This is a genomic window from Flavihumibacter sp., from assembly GCF_036676075.1.
Classification (GTDB): Bacteria; Bacteroidota; Bacteroidia; order Chitinophagales; family Chitinophagaceae; genus Flavihumibacter.
In genome coordinates this window covers 340,469-357,410 of sequence record NZ_JAKFDQ010000007.1, presented here as the reverse complement: position 1 = coordinate 357,410, position 16,942 = coordinate 340,469, and the positions used below count along the sequence as shown (strand labels likewise).

The window sequence follows — 16,942 nt, the reverse complement described above, 5'->3', positions numbered from 1 at the left end:
TCAGAAATTCATATAAAATTAGGATTATGGCATTTCCAAACCAGGAGTTGATAAGGGCATTGCGACAAACTGCGGACCGGCTTCGGAGCGGCGTTTATTATTCATGGGGTCATCATGGGGGATGCAATTGTGGCAATTTACTGCAGGTAGTGACGGACCTCAGTAAGGAAGAGATTCTCCGGCATGCCCATAACGGCACGGGTGAATGGACCGAACTGGCAGAGGAGTTTTGCCCGGTCACCTCCGCTCCTTTAGGACTCTTAATGACCCGGTTGCAGCAACTAGGGCTTACACCCACCGATATCCACAACATTGAATACCTCGAAGACCGGGAGGTGTTGGATTGGCTTCCCGGCGGTTTCCGGTGGCTAAAGCGGAATGTTCGGGAGGATGTGATCCTTTATTTCGAGGCTTTTGCAAACCTGTTATCGGCAAAGCTGGTAAGGCAGCGTTCATTGAACCAGCTCCACGTCAAGGAAATGGGTATCGGGAAGAAGGGGCATTTTCATGATCAGCTGGAGCAGGAGCAGGGCGGCAGCCTTTCCCAGCCCATATCCGGAGGTTCGTATATAAGGAATACGGAAAGGAAGGTAGCCCGGCAACTCGCCATCGCTGATTGATATCACATAAAGCTCTTCCGGAATGCGGATTTTAGATTCATATATCGTTTGCATAATGCCTGCCAGGATCTCATCACTCATAGCAAAAACAGCTGTGGGCCGGTTGTTACCCTGCCACTGTTCACGGAATAAACCGCCTGCTTCTTCTGCATTTGATGCAAAGACTATATCTGGTTCCCCGAGTGCATATCCCAGTTCCGAGAGTTTATTCCGGAAGCCTTTGATGCGGTCGTCAGTGATAGACATTCGGGGGTCACCAAAAATGCCAAGAATACGGCTGGCAGAAGGTTGATCTTTCCAAAGTTTTTCCACTGCCATCCTGGAAGCCTGTTCACCGGGAATAACCACTTTATGGGCAATGGATCCTGGAAGCACCTTGTCAAAAAAGACGATCGGTGTACCGGAAGCTTCCAGTTCCTGAAAATGTTCTATATCATGGCTCTGACGCGAAAGGGAAACGAGAACGCCATCCACCCCCATATTGGCACAGATCTCTGCATTTTCTATTTCCCTGTCTATGCTGTCATTGGAATGAAGGATCAGGAGATTGTATCCCTTTTCGTGGGTCACTTCTTCTACCGCCCTGATAACCGACGGAAAAAAGAAAGGAGAGATCTCCGGAATTATAAGACCTATAGTATGGCTATTTCCCCTTCGAAGGTTGATGGCCATATGATTTGGACGGTACCCGAGTTTATCAGCAACTTCCCGGATCGATTCACGTAAGCGGGCACTTACGTCAGGATGGCCTCTTAAAGCCCGTGAAACGGTGGAGGGATTGATATTGAGGCGTATAGCTATATCTTTAATTGTGGGTCTTGGCACAAATAAGGAATTTATTGGTAAATTTCAGTAATATTGTTCTAATATGTAACTTGTACACAACAAACGGTTGCGAAACCGTTTGCCGGACATAAGTTAATAAAGTATTAAAAAAAAGATTCAATTTGATTGCAGGTTGCTTGCCAGGTATTTCGTTGTATGAGCATTTTTTAATGCAGCGTTCTGTCCTGCCAAACTGCCTAATATACACTTCAATAAACGACTTTCATAACCGTCACGAAAACCAAAACTAAAATTTAAAAATTATGATTGCTGCATTGCCACGTTGGGTGAGAGGGTTGTCAACTCTCTTGCTACTGCTTTTCTTAGGCTCAGCCATTCAGGCGCAGGAGCGTACCATTACAGGAAAAATCACAGATTCAAAAGACGGCACTCCATTAATTGGAGCTACTGTTACTGTAAAAGGCTCAACCAGGGGCACTTCTACTGGTAGTGATGGAACTTTCAGTCTTGCGGGTGTACCTGCAAGTGCTACCAGGCTGGTTGTAACCTCCGTTGGTTTCACAACACAGGAAATTGATATTTCTAATAAGAGTGAAATAGAAGTTGGCCTTATAGCTTCAGATGCCGCTCTCAGTGAAGTGGTGGTTGTAGGTTATGGTACTGCAAGGAAGAAAGACCTTACCGGATCAGTAGCCTCAGTAAAAGAAAAAGATTTTAACCGCGGAGTAATGGCTGCTCCCGATCAACTTATACAAGGTAAGGTTGCTGGAGTTCAGGTTCTGAACAACAGTGGTCAACCCGGTGGAGCTACAACCGTTCGTATCAGGGGTAATGCCTCTGTACGTGCTGGTAACCAGCCCCTCTATGTAGTGGATGGTGTTCCTCTTGATAATAATAATGCCCGAAGCGGCGCAACTGGTGCAATTGGAAATACACCAGGTGCTAACCCGTTAAACTTTATCAATCCGAATGATATCGCATCCATGGATGTATTGAAAGATGCATCGGCTGCAGCCATCTACGGATCACGCGGTTCCAATGGTGTTGTGTTGATTACCACAAAGCGCGGTCAGAGTGGTGAACCCTCAATAACTTTCAATACCTCAGTGGGCTTTAGTAACCTTCTGAAGAAACTGGATGTGCTTGACGCCGGTGAATATGCCGCCGCCCTTGATAAGTATAATCTTACACAAGGCGATTTTGGAGATGATGTTGATGCTATGGATGCTATTACCCGTACAGCTATCACAGAAAATTATAACGCATCTATTGCAGGTGGTAATGATCGTGGCCGTTATCGTGTATCTCTCGGATATATGGACCAGGAGGGTATCATGCGTAAATCTAGATTCAGGAAGTATACCGGTAATATATCCGCTGGTTTTAAATTCCTGGAAAGCAAAAAACTAGGACTAGATGTTAACTTGCTTACTTCCCATAACGTAGAAGATATAGCTCCGATCTCAAATGATGCGGGCTTCCAGGGAAGCATGGTAGGCCAGGCGCTGCAATGGAATCCTACCCGCGCTCTCAGAAACCCCGATGGCACTTTATTCGTGGAAGCTGGTTCTACCACGGTGAACCCATTGGCAATGTCAGAAGCCTATAATGATTTGTCTAACCTTACGAACGTGTTGGGAAGCATTTCACCATTCTACCGCTTTAACAGCAACTTTGAATATCGCATGCTCTTCAGCGTTCGTTATGCAAGCGGTAACCGTAACCAGGAGATCAAGGATTGGATAAATATTCAGAACGTTACTGACAGAGGTATTGCTGCCTCAAGCAATAACCAGTTGGTAACAACACAATTCACCAATACTTTGAATTACACTAAAGATATCAATGATAATTTTAGTGTAACTGCGCTGGTTGGACATGAATACATGAAGTTCCAGAACAAGGGATTCTTCTTCGCTGCTCAGGACTTTGATGAGTTCGGTCTGAATTACTACGATTATTTCCAGTACTCTACAAATGCAAGCAGGAGCGTCTTTTCTTTTGCTGATCCAACCTCTGAGCTGCAATCTTACTTCGCAAGGGCAACCATTAATATGTATGATAAATACCTGCTTACTGCAACTTTCCGTGCCGACGGATCCAGTAAGTTTGGTTCTGATAACAAGTATGGTTACTTCCCATCTTTTGGTGCTGCCTGGAACATCACTAATGAAGAATTCATGAAGGGCAGCAATGTTTTCAATACACTGAAATTAAGGGCTGGTTGGGGTATCACTGGTAACCAGGAGTTTCCTGCCGGCGCCTCCCTTACCCGTTATCGCTTCACAGCTCCAGGACAGGCACAAAGAACAAACTTTGGTAATGATAAATTGAAATGGGAAACATCTGTAACTACCAATATTGGTCTTGACTTTGGCTTCGCCAATGACAGGGTATATGGTAGTGTTGATTATTTCAAAAAAGATACCGAGGACTTCCTGTTTGAGCAGTTCATTGCACAACCCGGCCCTGCTGGTAAATATTGGGTTAACCTGCCAGGTAATATCATCAATGAGGGTGTAGAAGTTGCATTAAACACTGCCATTATCCGCAGCTCAGACCTTAACTGGAACCTGGGTGTGGTGGCAACTTTCCAAAAAAATGAGCTCACCAACTTTGGTAGCCAGATCATTGAAACAGGTGGTTTGCACGGACAGGGTATTTCAGGAACTACTATTCAGCGCCTCATCAATGGTCAGCCTCTTAACGTGTTTTACCTGCGCGACTACCAGGGCATCAATAAAACTACCGGACAAAGTGATTATGGTAATGAAGGTCAGCAGATTTATGCTGGTGATCCCAACCCTGATTTCATTCTGGGAATCAGTACAGATGTTGCCTGGAAGAAATGGTCACTCGGTATTAACCTGAATGGCGCATATGGCCACCAGATTTATAACAATACTGCCAATACTGTACTACCAATTGGTAACCTCGGAACAAGGAATGTTGCGAAAGACCTGGTATCTACGGCTGACCTCGAAAGCCAGTCTAACCCAGTTGCTGCCTCTACACGTTACCTTGAGAAAGGAGACTACCTGAAACTTGCAAACGCAACACTGAACTATAGCCTGGGTAAAATTGGTAAGACCTTCAGGAATGTGAATATTTCTCTCACCGGCCAGAATCTATTGCTGTTCACAAATTACAGCGGTTTCGATCCGGAAGTGAATACGGACAAATCAATTGATGGCGTTCCATCATTTGGAATCGAGTATACTCCATTCCCATCTGCCCGTACCATATTGTTGGGTGTAAACTTTACTTTATAACGGAAAACCAAAAGCAAAATGAAAATCAAGAATATATTAATCTTAGCCACTCTTTCTACCTCATTGCTTTTCTCTTGTACAAAGCTGGAGGAAGAGTTTGATGACAGCCTTAGTGCTGTTGCGGAAGACGATATTGATCCGCAATCTATCCTCCAGGGAGCCTATTCTGCATTGAATAATCCCTTCCAGGACCAAAGCCGCTTCTGGGCTGCCCAGGAGCATACAGGCGATGCCGTGATCGGGCCAACACGTGGTGCCGACTGGGATGATAATGGTGTTTGGCGTGTACTTCACAATCACCGCTGGAATGCTGACCATGGATTTCTCCGTGATACCTATCGTGAACTTCAGCAAACACAGTATTTCTCAACAAACGTGATTGCATTATCTGCTGCATCTGCCCAGCAAAAGGCGGAAGCAAGATTCATTCGCGCACTCTCCATGTTCTGTACACTTGATGGATGGGACCAGGTTCCATTCAGAGAGGGTGAGAATTTTGAAGATCTTACCATCCTTCCTGAAACTAAAAAAGGAGTGGATGCTGCAAACTTTATCATTGCAGAACTTGAAGCTGCTGTAGCCAGCTTGCCAAACGGACCTATGATCAAGGCAAACAAGAATGCTGCAAAAGCGCTCATGATGAAGGTTTATCTTAACAAGGCCGTCTATAAGGATAGAACCAAGCAGCCAGCAGCTGGCGACTTCGATAATGCCGATATGGCCCGTGTTATAGCTCTTGCGGATGAGATCATTGCATCCACTGATCCAAAGTACTCATTACAGGCAAGCTATTTCGAAAACTTCGCACCAAATAACTCCGCCATTTCTAAGGAGATCATTTATGCTTTGGAAAATACACCTGGTGTGAGAGGTGGTAACGTAAGAAGCCGCTGGTTTGCACAACTGCACTATAACCAGAATCCAAGTGGATGGAATGGATTTGCAACACTCTCTGATTTCTATGACAAATTTGAAGAAGATGATGATCGCCTGGTTCAGAGTTACCCCGGCATTACTTCAGTAGGTGGTGTAAAAGTTGGATTCCTGGAAGGTCAGCAGTTTGACCAGAACAATGTTGCTCTTAAGGATAGAAAAGGTGCACCACTGGCTTTCACAAGGGAAGTTAAACTCACTGAAACAGGAGATAATCTTGAAATTACCGGTATCCGTGTTGTGAAATACCCTATTGACTATGTAAGCGGCGACCAGTCAGATAATGAATACGTGATATTTCGTTACGCTGATGTATTGTTGATGAAGGCTGAAGCGCTACTCCGTTCAGGTAATGAGCCTGCTGCAAGGGATATCGTAAATGAGATCCGTAATTTGCGTGGCGTGGATGATTTTACCACCCTTACATTAGACAATCTAATTGACGAAAGAGGTCGTGAATTGTATTGGGAAGGATGGCGTCGTAATGACCTGATCCGTTTCGGTAAGTTCCTGGATGCCTGGCAGGAAAAACCAGCCAGCGATGCGAAATACCTGCTTTTTGCAATTCCAAACGAGCAGCTCGCAGTTAATCCGAACCTCACACAGAATCCTGGATTCTAATAAAAACATAATCGGATAAAATTCAAGAGGTCATTCTAACAAATGACCTCTTTTTATTTGTAGATTGATCTCCTATGCGTAGATATTGGTGTACATTGATGATAATGCTTTCTCTCACAGCATGTAAGCAAAAGAAGAGCACTGAAACACTTTTTGAACTCGTTGAAAAATCCGGTATAAATTTTACCAATACGGTGAGTAATACCACCGACTTCAATATTTTCAGCTACAGGAATTTTTATAATGGCGGCGGATGCGCCATCGGAGATATCAATAATGATGGATTGGCTGATGTGTTCTTTACTGCTAATATGGGCAGTAACAAACTCTATATAAATAAGGGTAACTGGAAATTCGAAGATGTATCGGACAAAGCCGGAATTACAGAAAGCAATAAGTGGAGCACTGGAGTAGTGATGGTTGACATCAACAATGATGGCTGGCTTGATATCTATGTTTGCAATGCCGGCTACCAACGGGGCATGCGCCAGGAAAACGCCTTATTCATAAACCTGAAAAACGGAAGTTTCAAAGAGTCTGCCCGTGAATACGGACTGGCAAATGATGGTTATACTACCCACGCTGCTTTCTTTGATTATGACCTTGATGGTGACCTCGATTGTTATATCCTGAACAATAGTTTTATTCCTGTTAATACACTAAACTACTCCAACAAAAGGGATCTGCGTGCCAAAGATTGGCCGGTTGCAGATTTCCTCAAAGGCGGTGGCTCCTATCTGCTACGTAACGATAACGGTAAATTTATTGATGTTAGCGAAGCTGCTGGTATTTATGGTAGTTTGATAAGCTTCGGACTTGGGGTTACGGTAGGAGATGTTAACGGTGACCTATATCCGGATATATATGTTTCCAATGATTTTTTTGAACGTGATTATCTGTATATAAATAATCGTAATGGAGGGTTTTCAGAAGAGCTGGAAAGCTGGATGCAACATATCAGCCATTCATCCATGGGTGCGGATATGGCCGATATTAATAACGATGGCTATCCCGATATTTTTGTGACAGAGATGCTCCCTGATGATGAAACCCGCCTCAAAACCACCACTGCATTTGAGCATTATGATGTTCAACGCCTTAAGGAAAGATCAGGCTTTTACAACCAGTTCATGCAGAATACTCTCCAGGTAAATAACCAGAATGGCAAATTTATGGAAACCGCTTTTTTCAGTGGTGTAGCAGCATCCGACTGGAGTTGGGGTGGATTGATATTTGATGCCGATAATGATGGCTGGAATGATCTCTATGTTAGTAACGGAATTTATAATGATGTGACCGATCAGGATTTTATTGACTTCTTTGCTAATGATATCATTCAGAAAATGGTGCTTACAGGGCAAAAAGAAGATATTGAAGGAATTATCGGAAAGATGCCTTCAAGGGCCATACCGAATAAGATGTATCGAAATAATGGACGATTACATTTCACCGATATGGCAGGTGAATGGGGGATAGCGATACCTTCCTTTTCTAATGGTGCTGCTTATGGTGATCTTGACAATGATGGTGATCTTGATCTGATCGTCAATAATGTAAACCAGGAATCATTCGTTTTTCGGAATAACAGCCGTCAGCAAAACGGGAATGCATATATAGCATTTTCCCTTGAGGGCGATAGTTTGAACCGCTTCGCCATCGGTGCCAAGATCAACTTATACAATAGTGACCAAATCATGAGCCGCGAGCTGGTACCAACTCGAGGATTTCAATCTTCTGTTGAATATAAAGTGAGTTTTGGCTTAGGTATTACAAATCCGGATTCCGCAGTTATTACATGGCCTGATAGAAAAAGAACAGTAATCATTAGGCCGGAAGTAAACAAACTTCATGTTGTAAAGAAAAGTTCAAATGCTATCCAGGGTATTTTACTACCAGAAAAATCAACTCCGCAATTATTTGTTGTTGATAGCACGGTATTCAAAACGCACCAGGAAGATGATCAAATTGATTTTTATAATGAACGTAATATTCCGGTTATGCTTTCACGGGAAGGACCTAAAGCAGCTGTGGCAGACCTGAATGGAGATGGTAAAGAGGATATTTATATATGTGGCGCAGAAGGACAGACAGGGAGCTTATATATTCAGGGTGATAATAGATTTCGGCTGGTTAATATAGCAGGAGCCGAAGAATTTGTTTCCGTAGAAGAAACTGTGGCCTGCTTCTTTGATGCCGATAGTGATGGTGATAATGATCTCTTCATTGGTGCAGGCGGTAATCATCATCCTCCTAATAGTAAAGAACTGCAGCACAGGCTTTACCTCAATGATGGGAAAGCTAATTTTACGATTGCTGCAAACCGCTTTTCGAGGAATAGTGTAAATATATCAGTGGCAATTCCAAATGATGTGGATGGGGATGGTGATCTTGATCTTTTTGTAGGTGGCAGGTCGGTACCTTATCAATATGGAATTGCGGCAGATAGCTACTTGTATATAAATGATGGTAATGGAAATTTTATTGATCGATTAGCAGATTGGAACAAAACATTGGTAAAAGGCGGAATGGTAACCTCCGCCGTATGGGTTGACCTTGATAAGGAGGGGAATAAGGAACTTGTAATAGTAGGCGAATGGATGTCGCCAGGCGTTTATAGAATTCGCAATAATAAACTTGAACCTGTTTTAACGGGATTGGAACATTTATTAGGATGGTGGCAAACAGTTACCACGGCCGACCTGGATAATGATGGTGATCAGGATCTGGTAATGGGGAATTTTGGAAGTAACTTTTACCTGAAGCCCGACAGTGTCAACCCTGTTAAACTATGGAGCAGTGATTTTGATAAAAATGGGAATGTAGATAAAGTATTTACAAGGAGCATCGCCGGAAAGGATATGCCAGTTTTCCTGAAAAGAGAACTCACCGATCAGATCCCATCATTAAAAAAGCAGAATCTTCGCCATGAACAATATGCAACCAAATCTATCCAGGATCTTTTTAACCCTGAAGATATTAAAGAGGCTGTGATGAAGGAGTTTAATTATAGTTTGTCCATCATTGCCATCAATGATGGCAAAGGAGGGTTTAGTATTAAGGAGATGCCCTACCAGGTTCAATTGGCGCCTGTAAATGCGATCGTTTGTACCGATTTGAATGGTGACGGAAAAATTGATTTGCTAATGGGGGGGAACAATACATTTTTACAACCCCAGTTTGGAAGGCTGGATGCAAGCTATGGGCATGTGCTTATCAATGATGGGAATGCAGGTTTCAGTTGGTTGCCGCCGGCGAAATCCGGTCTTCAGGTAACAGGGGTAATCAGACAGATTCTTCCCTTGAATCAAAAAGGTAAATCGTCCTATTTACTTCTTCGTAACAATGAAAAACCTGTTCAACTTACTCTAAGGACCAAATCGAAAATATAGACCACCACCATGGAAAGGATCAATCCATATTTCTTCATTTTTTCTTTACTTTCTGTCATCCTGTCCTGCGGCAAGAAGCAAGATCAACCCAATGTATTTAAAGTACTTTCAACCGATCAAACAGGCATATCCTTTTCAAATACACTAAAGCCATCCTCAGAACTCAACATGTTCAACTACATGTATTTTTATAATGGAGCTGGAGTAGCTGCCGGAGACTTTAACCAGGACGGAATGGTGGACCTGTTCTTTGCAGCCAATCAGCAGGGAAATAAGCTCTACCTGAATAATGGTGAGTTCAATTTCCGTGATATAACTGCAATGGCAGACATACCACAAGACGGAGGTTGGTCAACGGGTGTTTCAGTTGTAGATATTAATAATGATGGACTACTTGATTTATATGTGTGCAGAGTAGGCTCTTTTGGACCATTGAAAAGCAGGAACCAACTACTGGTAAATAAAGGCAATCGCAATGGTATTCCAATATTCTCAGATAGCGCAGCGGCATACGGACTTGATTTTTCGGGTTTCAGCACCCAGGCAGCGTTTTTTGACCAGGACCTTGATGGTGACCTTGACATGTATCTGATGAACCATTCATTGCACCATAATGGAACTTTCGGTGAAAGAAAATTGTTTACCGGAACGTATCATCCCCTTTCAGGTGATAGATTTTATCGGAATGATTCGGGAACATTCAGGGATATGACCCGTGAGATAGCTATTAATAGTTCAGCAATCGGATATGGTCTGGGCATGGTAATAGCAGATATCAATCTGGATGGATATCCTGATATCTACATTGGAAATGATTTCCATGAAAATGATTACCTGTATATAAATGACAGGAAGGGTGGATTTCTGGAACAATCCGAACAATCACTAATGCATACATCACAGTTTTCAATGGGTGTAGATGTTTCGGATATAAATAATGATGGAGCTCCTGAAATTTTGTCCGTAGACATGTTGCCAGCTGATTATAATATTCTTAAACGGTCTCTGGGTGAAGATGAATACAACCTCGCACAGATGAAAGTTAAATATGGTTATCAATATCAGTTTACACGTAATAATCTTCAGTTGAACAGAGGCAATGGCCATTTTAGTGAGATAGGTTTATTTAGTGGCATTCATGCCACGGATTGGTCATGGGCCCCGCTCTGGTTTGATATGGATAATGATGGGTATAAAGATTTGTTTATCTCAAATGGCATTCCTAAACGGTTAAATGATATCGATTACGTCAATTATATTTCAAATGGGGAGATCCAGCAAAAAATTGGTGCAGGTAAAATGGAAGAAAGCGATATGGCTGTTATCGAAAAATTTCCCCAGATCAGGTTGAAGAATAAATTTTTCATCAATGATAAGAATCTTCGTTTCCTTGATATGGAGAAAAAGATTGAAAATGAAAAACCCGGATTCTCTAATGGTGCTATATATGCCGACCTTAACAATGATGGATACCTCGATATAGTTGTAAACAGTATTGACGCACCTGCCACAATTTATCAGAACACAAGTTTCGATAGTACCCACAAAAATTGGCAATTCCATTTAAAGGGCTCCCCGAATAACCTGAATGCATTGGGAGCACGGGTGGTTATGTTTTCAGGTGATAAAATACTTACAACTGAGAAATCGCCTGTGCATGGCTTTCTTTCTTCTATGGAAATACCTCTTCAAATTACGGCAGGACGATCGGTTATTGACTCGGCTTTTTTAATATGGCCCGATGGAACCTATGAGCCATTTAAAATTGATACACTTGCTAAGCAGCCACGATTTAACTGGCGCCCTAACCTACCCGCTTTTGACTTTCGCTCCCTTTCTGTAAAGGGCAAACCGGAACCCCCTTCACTCACATTTGTTGAGAATGAATTAGGCATTAAATTCAAACATGAAGAGAATCAGTATGTTGATTTTAACCGCGAACCACTTACTCCAAACATGCTGTCAACTGAAGGTCCCGCTTTAGCAATAGGCGATATGAATGGAGATGGGAGGGAAGATATTTTCATTGGAAACGCAAGGAATAAAAGGCCATCTGTTTACATACAGCTTCCGGATGGCAAGTTTAACTTATCTGTACAACCAGCCCTTGATGCTGATAGCGCTTTTGAGGATATTAACGCTGCCTGGGCTGACATGAATGGTGATGGCGCCAACGATCTCATTGTGGTTAGTGGTGGGAATGAATTTTATGCTAAAGATCCAATGCTGGCTCCCCGCCTTTACCTTAATGATGGAAAAGGCAAACTTAACCGCTCTGTCAATGCCTTTACAAATATTCACCTTACTTCATCCAGGGTGCTGGTGTGTGATATAAATAAAGATGGATTCAACGATCTTATTATCAGCGGCCGTGCTGTTTCTTTTGCCTATGGCGAAATTCCGCGTTCATATCTCCTGTTGAATGATGGTGGTTCGCGATTCAAAGATGTTACAAGCACCCTTGCACCGGAACTCACAAATTGCGGCATGATAACCGATGCCCGTTGGATTGATATGGATAGTGATGGTGATGAGGATCTTCTGGTGGCAATGGAATGGGAGCGAATTACCTGGTTTGAAAACAAGCTGGGAAGGTTATTTAAATTAAAATTGGGTAATGAATATGGCTGGTGGAATATGGTCACTCCTTTTGATGCGGATGGAGATGGTGATATTGATGTACTGGCTGGAAACCTGGGCCTCAACAGCAGATTGAAAGCAGATAAAGAGCACCCGGTAAGGTTGTACTATAATGATTTTGATGGCAATGGCCGTAAAGAAACTATTCTCACTTATTTTCATGATGGCTTCGAAAAACCATTTGCTAATAAGTTTGAGTTGGAAAAGCAATTACCGGTACTAAAGAAAAAATTCCTCTACGCTGAGAATTTCGCTAAAGCCACTCTCGAAGAACTGTTTAGTGTAGAGAAACTCAAAAGTTCCATTGTTCATCGTGCAGATCATTTTGCAACAACTCTCTATATCAATGAGGGTAAAGGTAAATTCAGACCAATAATTATGGATTCTCCATTGCAGTGGTCCCCTTGTAGAGCAGCATCAATAATTGATATAAATGGTGATCAATTACCAGATATTCTTACTGGGGGTAATTTTTATGGGGCAAACATTGAAATGGGCCGTTATGACGCAGATTATGGAACTATGTCGGTTAATCTCGGGCAAGGTAAATTCCAGGTATTAAAACTTCAGAACCTGGCGTTAAAAGGCCAGATAAGAGATCTTCAAATCATCAACACTGTAACGGGGAAACACATCGTGGCTGCTTTCAACAATGACAGCCTCCGGATTATCCGGATTTCCCCTCCCAATGTTCAGTAAACAGGGTAACAAACTTCAAGTCTTGTTATTGTAGAATCTGCCAATGACAACTCAGGTGCCGTGATTCGGTGATATGGAATCGCCATACTTATATATTGATGGTCGAGCTTGAATTGTTCTATGGCGGCATAAGCCTGTTCAACACGCATATAGGGCCCTTCAAAAGGAGTCACCAACAGGTTCTTTCCAAAAGGCATTCTCTTTAAGGGATAGGGACTGTTATTTGGTATTGTTTCAGGATGATTGATTCCGATGCTACCATACAACCTTATAGAATCATCACCTTCGCGTGTAAAGTGAAAGATCCTCTTACCATTGAAGCCTGCATTTTTTTGCTCCGCGTAATCAATCAGCACTTCAAATATTTTTTGCATGGTTTTCTGCCTGTCCTTATTTGTTGTAGTTATGGCATGGTAGAGGAATGTGCTGTCAGGCACTTTGGCTTCGTGTATATCATAACCATAAAATGCAAGCGGACTTTTCACCAGATTTTCAAGTTTACTGAAACTATTCACCATAGCAGTCTGTTCTTCATTAAAATCAATCATTTTTTGCCATAAGCTCGCATTAAATGATAAATGAAGATCTGTTTTTGCTTCATTGGTTTTAGCTGGCTGAGCGCTTAAGAGGAATCTTTTGCTTTTACTTTTTTCCCTGATAGTATATACAGCCATACTGGTACCCTTTGTAGAAACTTTTAGCACGCTGTCATGATGCATCTGACGTAGTGTCTTGTTCATCCACCGATCATAATTGACGGGCATTATAAGTAGCTCCATGAGTCTGCCCGATTTTAAAGGGAAGGTCTTTTTCTCGACATGGGTAAATAATGGCAGGTAAAATAAAGCCCAGATGAACCCAAGGACAATTAAAATAAGAATGAAGATGTTCCTTTTACGCATACTAAATCAATTGATAGGGTAGCAGACCTTTATTTCAACCACTTCATCGGGATTAAAACCATAACCTGCTGTCTGGAAATCTTCAAAAGGAATGGTTGTACTCACCAATGCATAATCACTCCTGTATTTTTCCAGGGCCCTGTAAACAGTCTCAATATTCTTATAGGGACCTTTGAAATTTGCTACCAGCATTTTGCTGCCGGTTGGAATGGTTTTTTTTGTGATACCATCTGAAGGCTTCGGTGTGACGGTGCTTTGCACAGAAAGACCTGCAAAGATTTGTAACTCGCCTGCTTTTATTGGCTGGCTATAAAACAGCCTTTTACCATTATGCGCGATCCCGTTATTTTTAACATAAACCAATAAGGAATCAAAAAGAATGCGTGAGGCTGCAGCTTTTTGTGTTGGCTCAATTGAGGTGGTAATAAATAACAAACTACTATCCGTAATATTATCGCGCCTAATCTCGTAGCCATAAAAACGCCTCGTATCATTAGTAAAAGATTCAAGGTTTTTCAGGCTCCTGATTACTTCTTTTTCCACCTCATCCTGGTCAAGCATCTGTTTCCAAAGCGTATTTGAAAGGGTTAGGCTAACCACGGAAGCGCCCTTTTTTCTGCTATCAGGTGAAGCAACAAATCGAAACCTTCTCCTGTCATCCTCATGCTGGAAAGAGATTACAGCTTCTGAGGGTGTTGCGGAAATAAGTTTGAGCTCGTGAGCAGGGGCTGTTATTGATGGCGAAGGCAGTGCTATGATTCTATATCTTGTACTGTCCTGGTTTGCAAACGGAAGAAACCACCGTGGGAGTTGAACCGCACTCGTTAATTGTTCCATGGTCTTGTGCAAAGAATAAGGTACACTGGCCCTGGTAGTAAAATTAATGGGGATGGTCACAGAAAGAAGGAGCACCATGCTCAGTATTCCCAGGATCATAACGGATAATAACTTTCTTTCTTTTCGCATAAAACCGGATTACATCGTAATCTGTTGGTAAATTTAGTACTCCTTCTCTTTAAAATATGCTGCATATGCAATTACTATTGAAATTAATCACTGTTAAAGCTTTGCTGTTTGCCGGCTGCTTATCCGTTATGGCCCAGGAACCCGATCCATGGTCAATTACTGCCAGAACAATCAATGCTGCAGATTATTATGGAATCACTGTTGCCAATGGTATGATCGGCATTGTTTCCGCGCCTGAGCCCTTTAAGGTGAAAGATGTGGTGCTAGCAGGTGCTTATGACCAATATGGCCGGGGGCGTGTGAGTAATTTTCTCCGAAGCTTCAATCTACTCAACATGACGCTCGACATAGACGGGAAGCGCATGGATGCGAAATCGGCAACAAATTTTACTCAGAAACTAGATATGCGCAAGGCTTCATTCACGGCTTCCTTTGATTATGCCGACAAAGCCAGTATTACCTATAGCTATTATTCACTGCGGCAGTTACCTTTTACGGTACTCATGGACGTTAGTATAACACCTAAGCAGGATATTAGTATCAATGCTGCTAGTGTGATGGAGGCCCCTGATGCACTTAGGGATGTACAGAATTATTATAATGAAATTGACAGGCCGCATGTTGTTTTAAGCCTTCTGACCTCTTCAGCTAAAAGTCCTACCGGGAAGTTGCAGCTATGTGCCTCAAATACCTTTCTGTTTGAGGAACACCATGGCGAGGAACCGCGGGTTGTTCATGAGATGTGGGATAACAATATGCACCTGATGAAATTTAGCCGGAAGTTGAAGGCTGGCCAAACCTACAGGTTTTCTATTGCCGGTTCATCCATAACTTCCGCCCACCATGATGATCCGCTTAATGAAGCAGAGCGTCTAACAATATATGCGAAACTGGAAGGTCGCGACCGGCTGCTTCGCTTTCATGAAGCTGCCTGGGAGGAACTCTGGAAATCGGATATCATCATTGAGGGTGACCCGCAGGCACAACAGGATATCCGTAGCATGATCTACCATCTTTATTCTTTTACGCGCGAGGGTACAGCACTTTCGCCATCGCCTATGGGGCTCAGCGGACTTGGTTATAATGGCCATGTTTTCTGGGACACAGAACTCTGGATGTACCCGGCACTGCTGGTATTAAAACCCTCTATTGCCAGAAGTATGGTAGAATACCGGTTTCAACGCCTTGATGCCGCAAAAAGAAATGCCTTTTCAAAAGGCTTCAAGGGGGCGATGTATCCATGGGAAAGTGCAGAAACCGGAGTGGAAGAAACACCTGTTTGGGCATTGAGCGGTCCTTTTGAACACCATATAACTGCCTGTGTTGCGATTGCTGCCTGGAATTATTATTGCGTTACGCAAGACAAGCAGTGGTTGAGGGACAAAGGATGGCCCATCCTTTCTGCTACCGCCGATTTTTGGGCAAGCAGGGTAGAACGCAACGGGACGGGAAAATATGATATCCGAAACGTTGTTGCTGCAGATGAGTGGGCCGAAAATGTTGACAATAATGCATTCACTAATGCTGCCGCAAAGGCCAACCTTAACTTTGCGACCGAAGCTGCCATTATCCTGGGAATTACTCCCGATGCAGATTGGAAACATGTTGCCACCAATATTCCTATACTGAAATTTGAAGATGGGGTAACACAGGAACACGCTACCTATAAAGGTGAAGGTATTAAGCAGGCAGATGTAAATCTACTTTCCTATCCATTAAAAGAAATTACCAATCCACAGGCAATACGAAAAGACCTTGAATACTATGAAAAGCGCGTTCCCAATGAAGGAACTCCGGCTATGACACAGGCCGTATTCACAACGCTCTATGCAAGGCTGGGCGATGGCGAAAAAGCGTATCATTGGTTCCAGGATGCATATGTTCCCAATCTGAATCCCCCATTTCGGGTGATTGCAGAAACCAAGGGAGGAACCAATCCTTATTTTGCCACAGGTGCCGGAGGTATTGTACAAAGCGTTCTTATGGGATTTGGCGGGTTGGAGATTACTTCCAAAGGTTTGGTACAAATTAAATCAGCCCTCCCTAAACATTGGAAGCAGCTAACACTGAAAGGTGTGGGAACGCAGATGAAAACATATACTGTCAAATAAACC

Annotated in this window: 8 protein-coding genes and 1 pseudogene; 6 read left to right on the top strand and 3 right to left on the bottom strand. The window is 42.8% G+C overall.

Annotated elements, in window-relative coordinates; translation table 11 throughout:
* Window positions 1-26: 26 nt before the first annotated feature.
* Window positions 27-620, top strand: a complete 594-nt coding sequence (locus V6M43_RS04330; protein ID WP_332732805.1) for a hypothetical protein — start codon at window positions 27-29, stop codon at window positions 618-620.
* On the opposite strand, the pseudogene V6M43_RS04325 reads toward V6M43_RS04330, so the two are convergent.
* A pseudogene (locus V6M43_RS04325) lies at window positions 540-1,445 on the bottom strand (LacI family DNA-binding transcriptional regulator); the annotation flags it as partial. The gene V6M43_RS04330 and the pseudogene V6M43_RS04325 overlap by 81 nt on opposite strands.
* Before the next feature lie 263 nt (window positions 1,446-1,708).
* Here V6M43_RS04325 and V6M43_RS04320 point away from each other — a divergent pair.
* The 4 genes from V6M43_RS04320 to V6M43_RS04305 all read left to right on the top strand — a co-directional run bounded on the left by V6M43_RS04320 (window position 1,709) and on the right by V6M43_RS04305 (window position 12,960).
* Window positions 1,709-4,678: a SusC/RagA family TonB-linked outer membrane protein gene (locus V6M43_RS04320; protein WP_332732804.1), complete on the top strand. Its 2,970-nt coding sequence runs from the start codon at window positions 1,709-1,711 to the stop codon at window positions 4,676-4,678.
* Between the two features lie 18 nt (window positions 4,679-4,696).
* Window positions 4,697-6,232, top strand: a complete 1,536-nt coding sequence (locus tag V6M43_RS04315; RefSeq protein ID WP_332732803.1) for a RagB/SusD family nutrient uptake outer membrane protein — start codon at window positions 4,697-4,699, stop codon at window positions 6,230-6,232.
* 74 nt (window positions 6,233-6,306) lie between these two features.
* Window positions 6,307-9,621 (top strand): CRTAC1 family protein, encoded by a 3,315-nt coding sequence (locus tag V6M43_RS04310; protein ID WP_332732802.1) that lies wholly within the window; start codon window positions 6,307-6,309, stop codon window positions 9,619-9,621.
* A gap of 9 nt (window positions 9,622-9,630) precedes the next feature.
* Window positions 9,631-12,960 (top strand): VCBS repeat-containing protein, encoded by a 3,330-nt coding sequence (locus V6M43_RS04305; RefSeq protein ID WP_332732801.1) that lies wholly within the window; start codon window positions 9,631-9,633, stop codon window positions 12,958-12,960.
* Here the strand turns inward: V6M43_RS04305 and V6M43_RS04300 are convergent.
* Together V6M43_RS04300 and V6M43_RS04295 are read right to left on the bottom strand one after the other, a co-directional pair.
* Window positions 12,954-13,739 (bottom strand): hypothetical protein, encoded by a 786-nt coding sequence (locus tag V6M43_RS04300; RefSeq protein ID WP_332732800.1) that lies wholly within the window; start codon window positions 13,737-13,739, stop codon window positions 12,954-12,956. The two genes, V6M43_RS04305 and V6M43_RS04300, sit on opposite strands and share 7 nt — an antisense overlap.
* Before the next feature lie 129 nt (window positions 13,740-13,868).
* Window positions 13,869-14,828, bottom strand: coding sequence for a GyrI-like domain-containing protein (locus tag V6M43_RS04295; RefSeq protein WP_332732799.1), 960 nt, complete (start codon window positions 14,826-14,828; stop codon window positions 13,869-13,871).
* Window positions 14,829-14,893: 65 nt separating this feature from the next.
* Here V6M43_RS04295 and V6M43_RS04290 point away from each other — a divergent pair, with 65 nt between their 5' ends.
* Complete coding sequence (locus V6M43_RS04290; protein ID WP_332732798.1) at window positions 14,894-16,939, top strand: glycosyl hydrolase family 95 catalytic domain-containing protein; 2,046 nt, start codon at window positions 14,894-14,896, stop codon at window positions 16,937-16,939.
* Window positions 16,940-16,942: the final 3 nt, after the last annotated feature.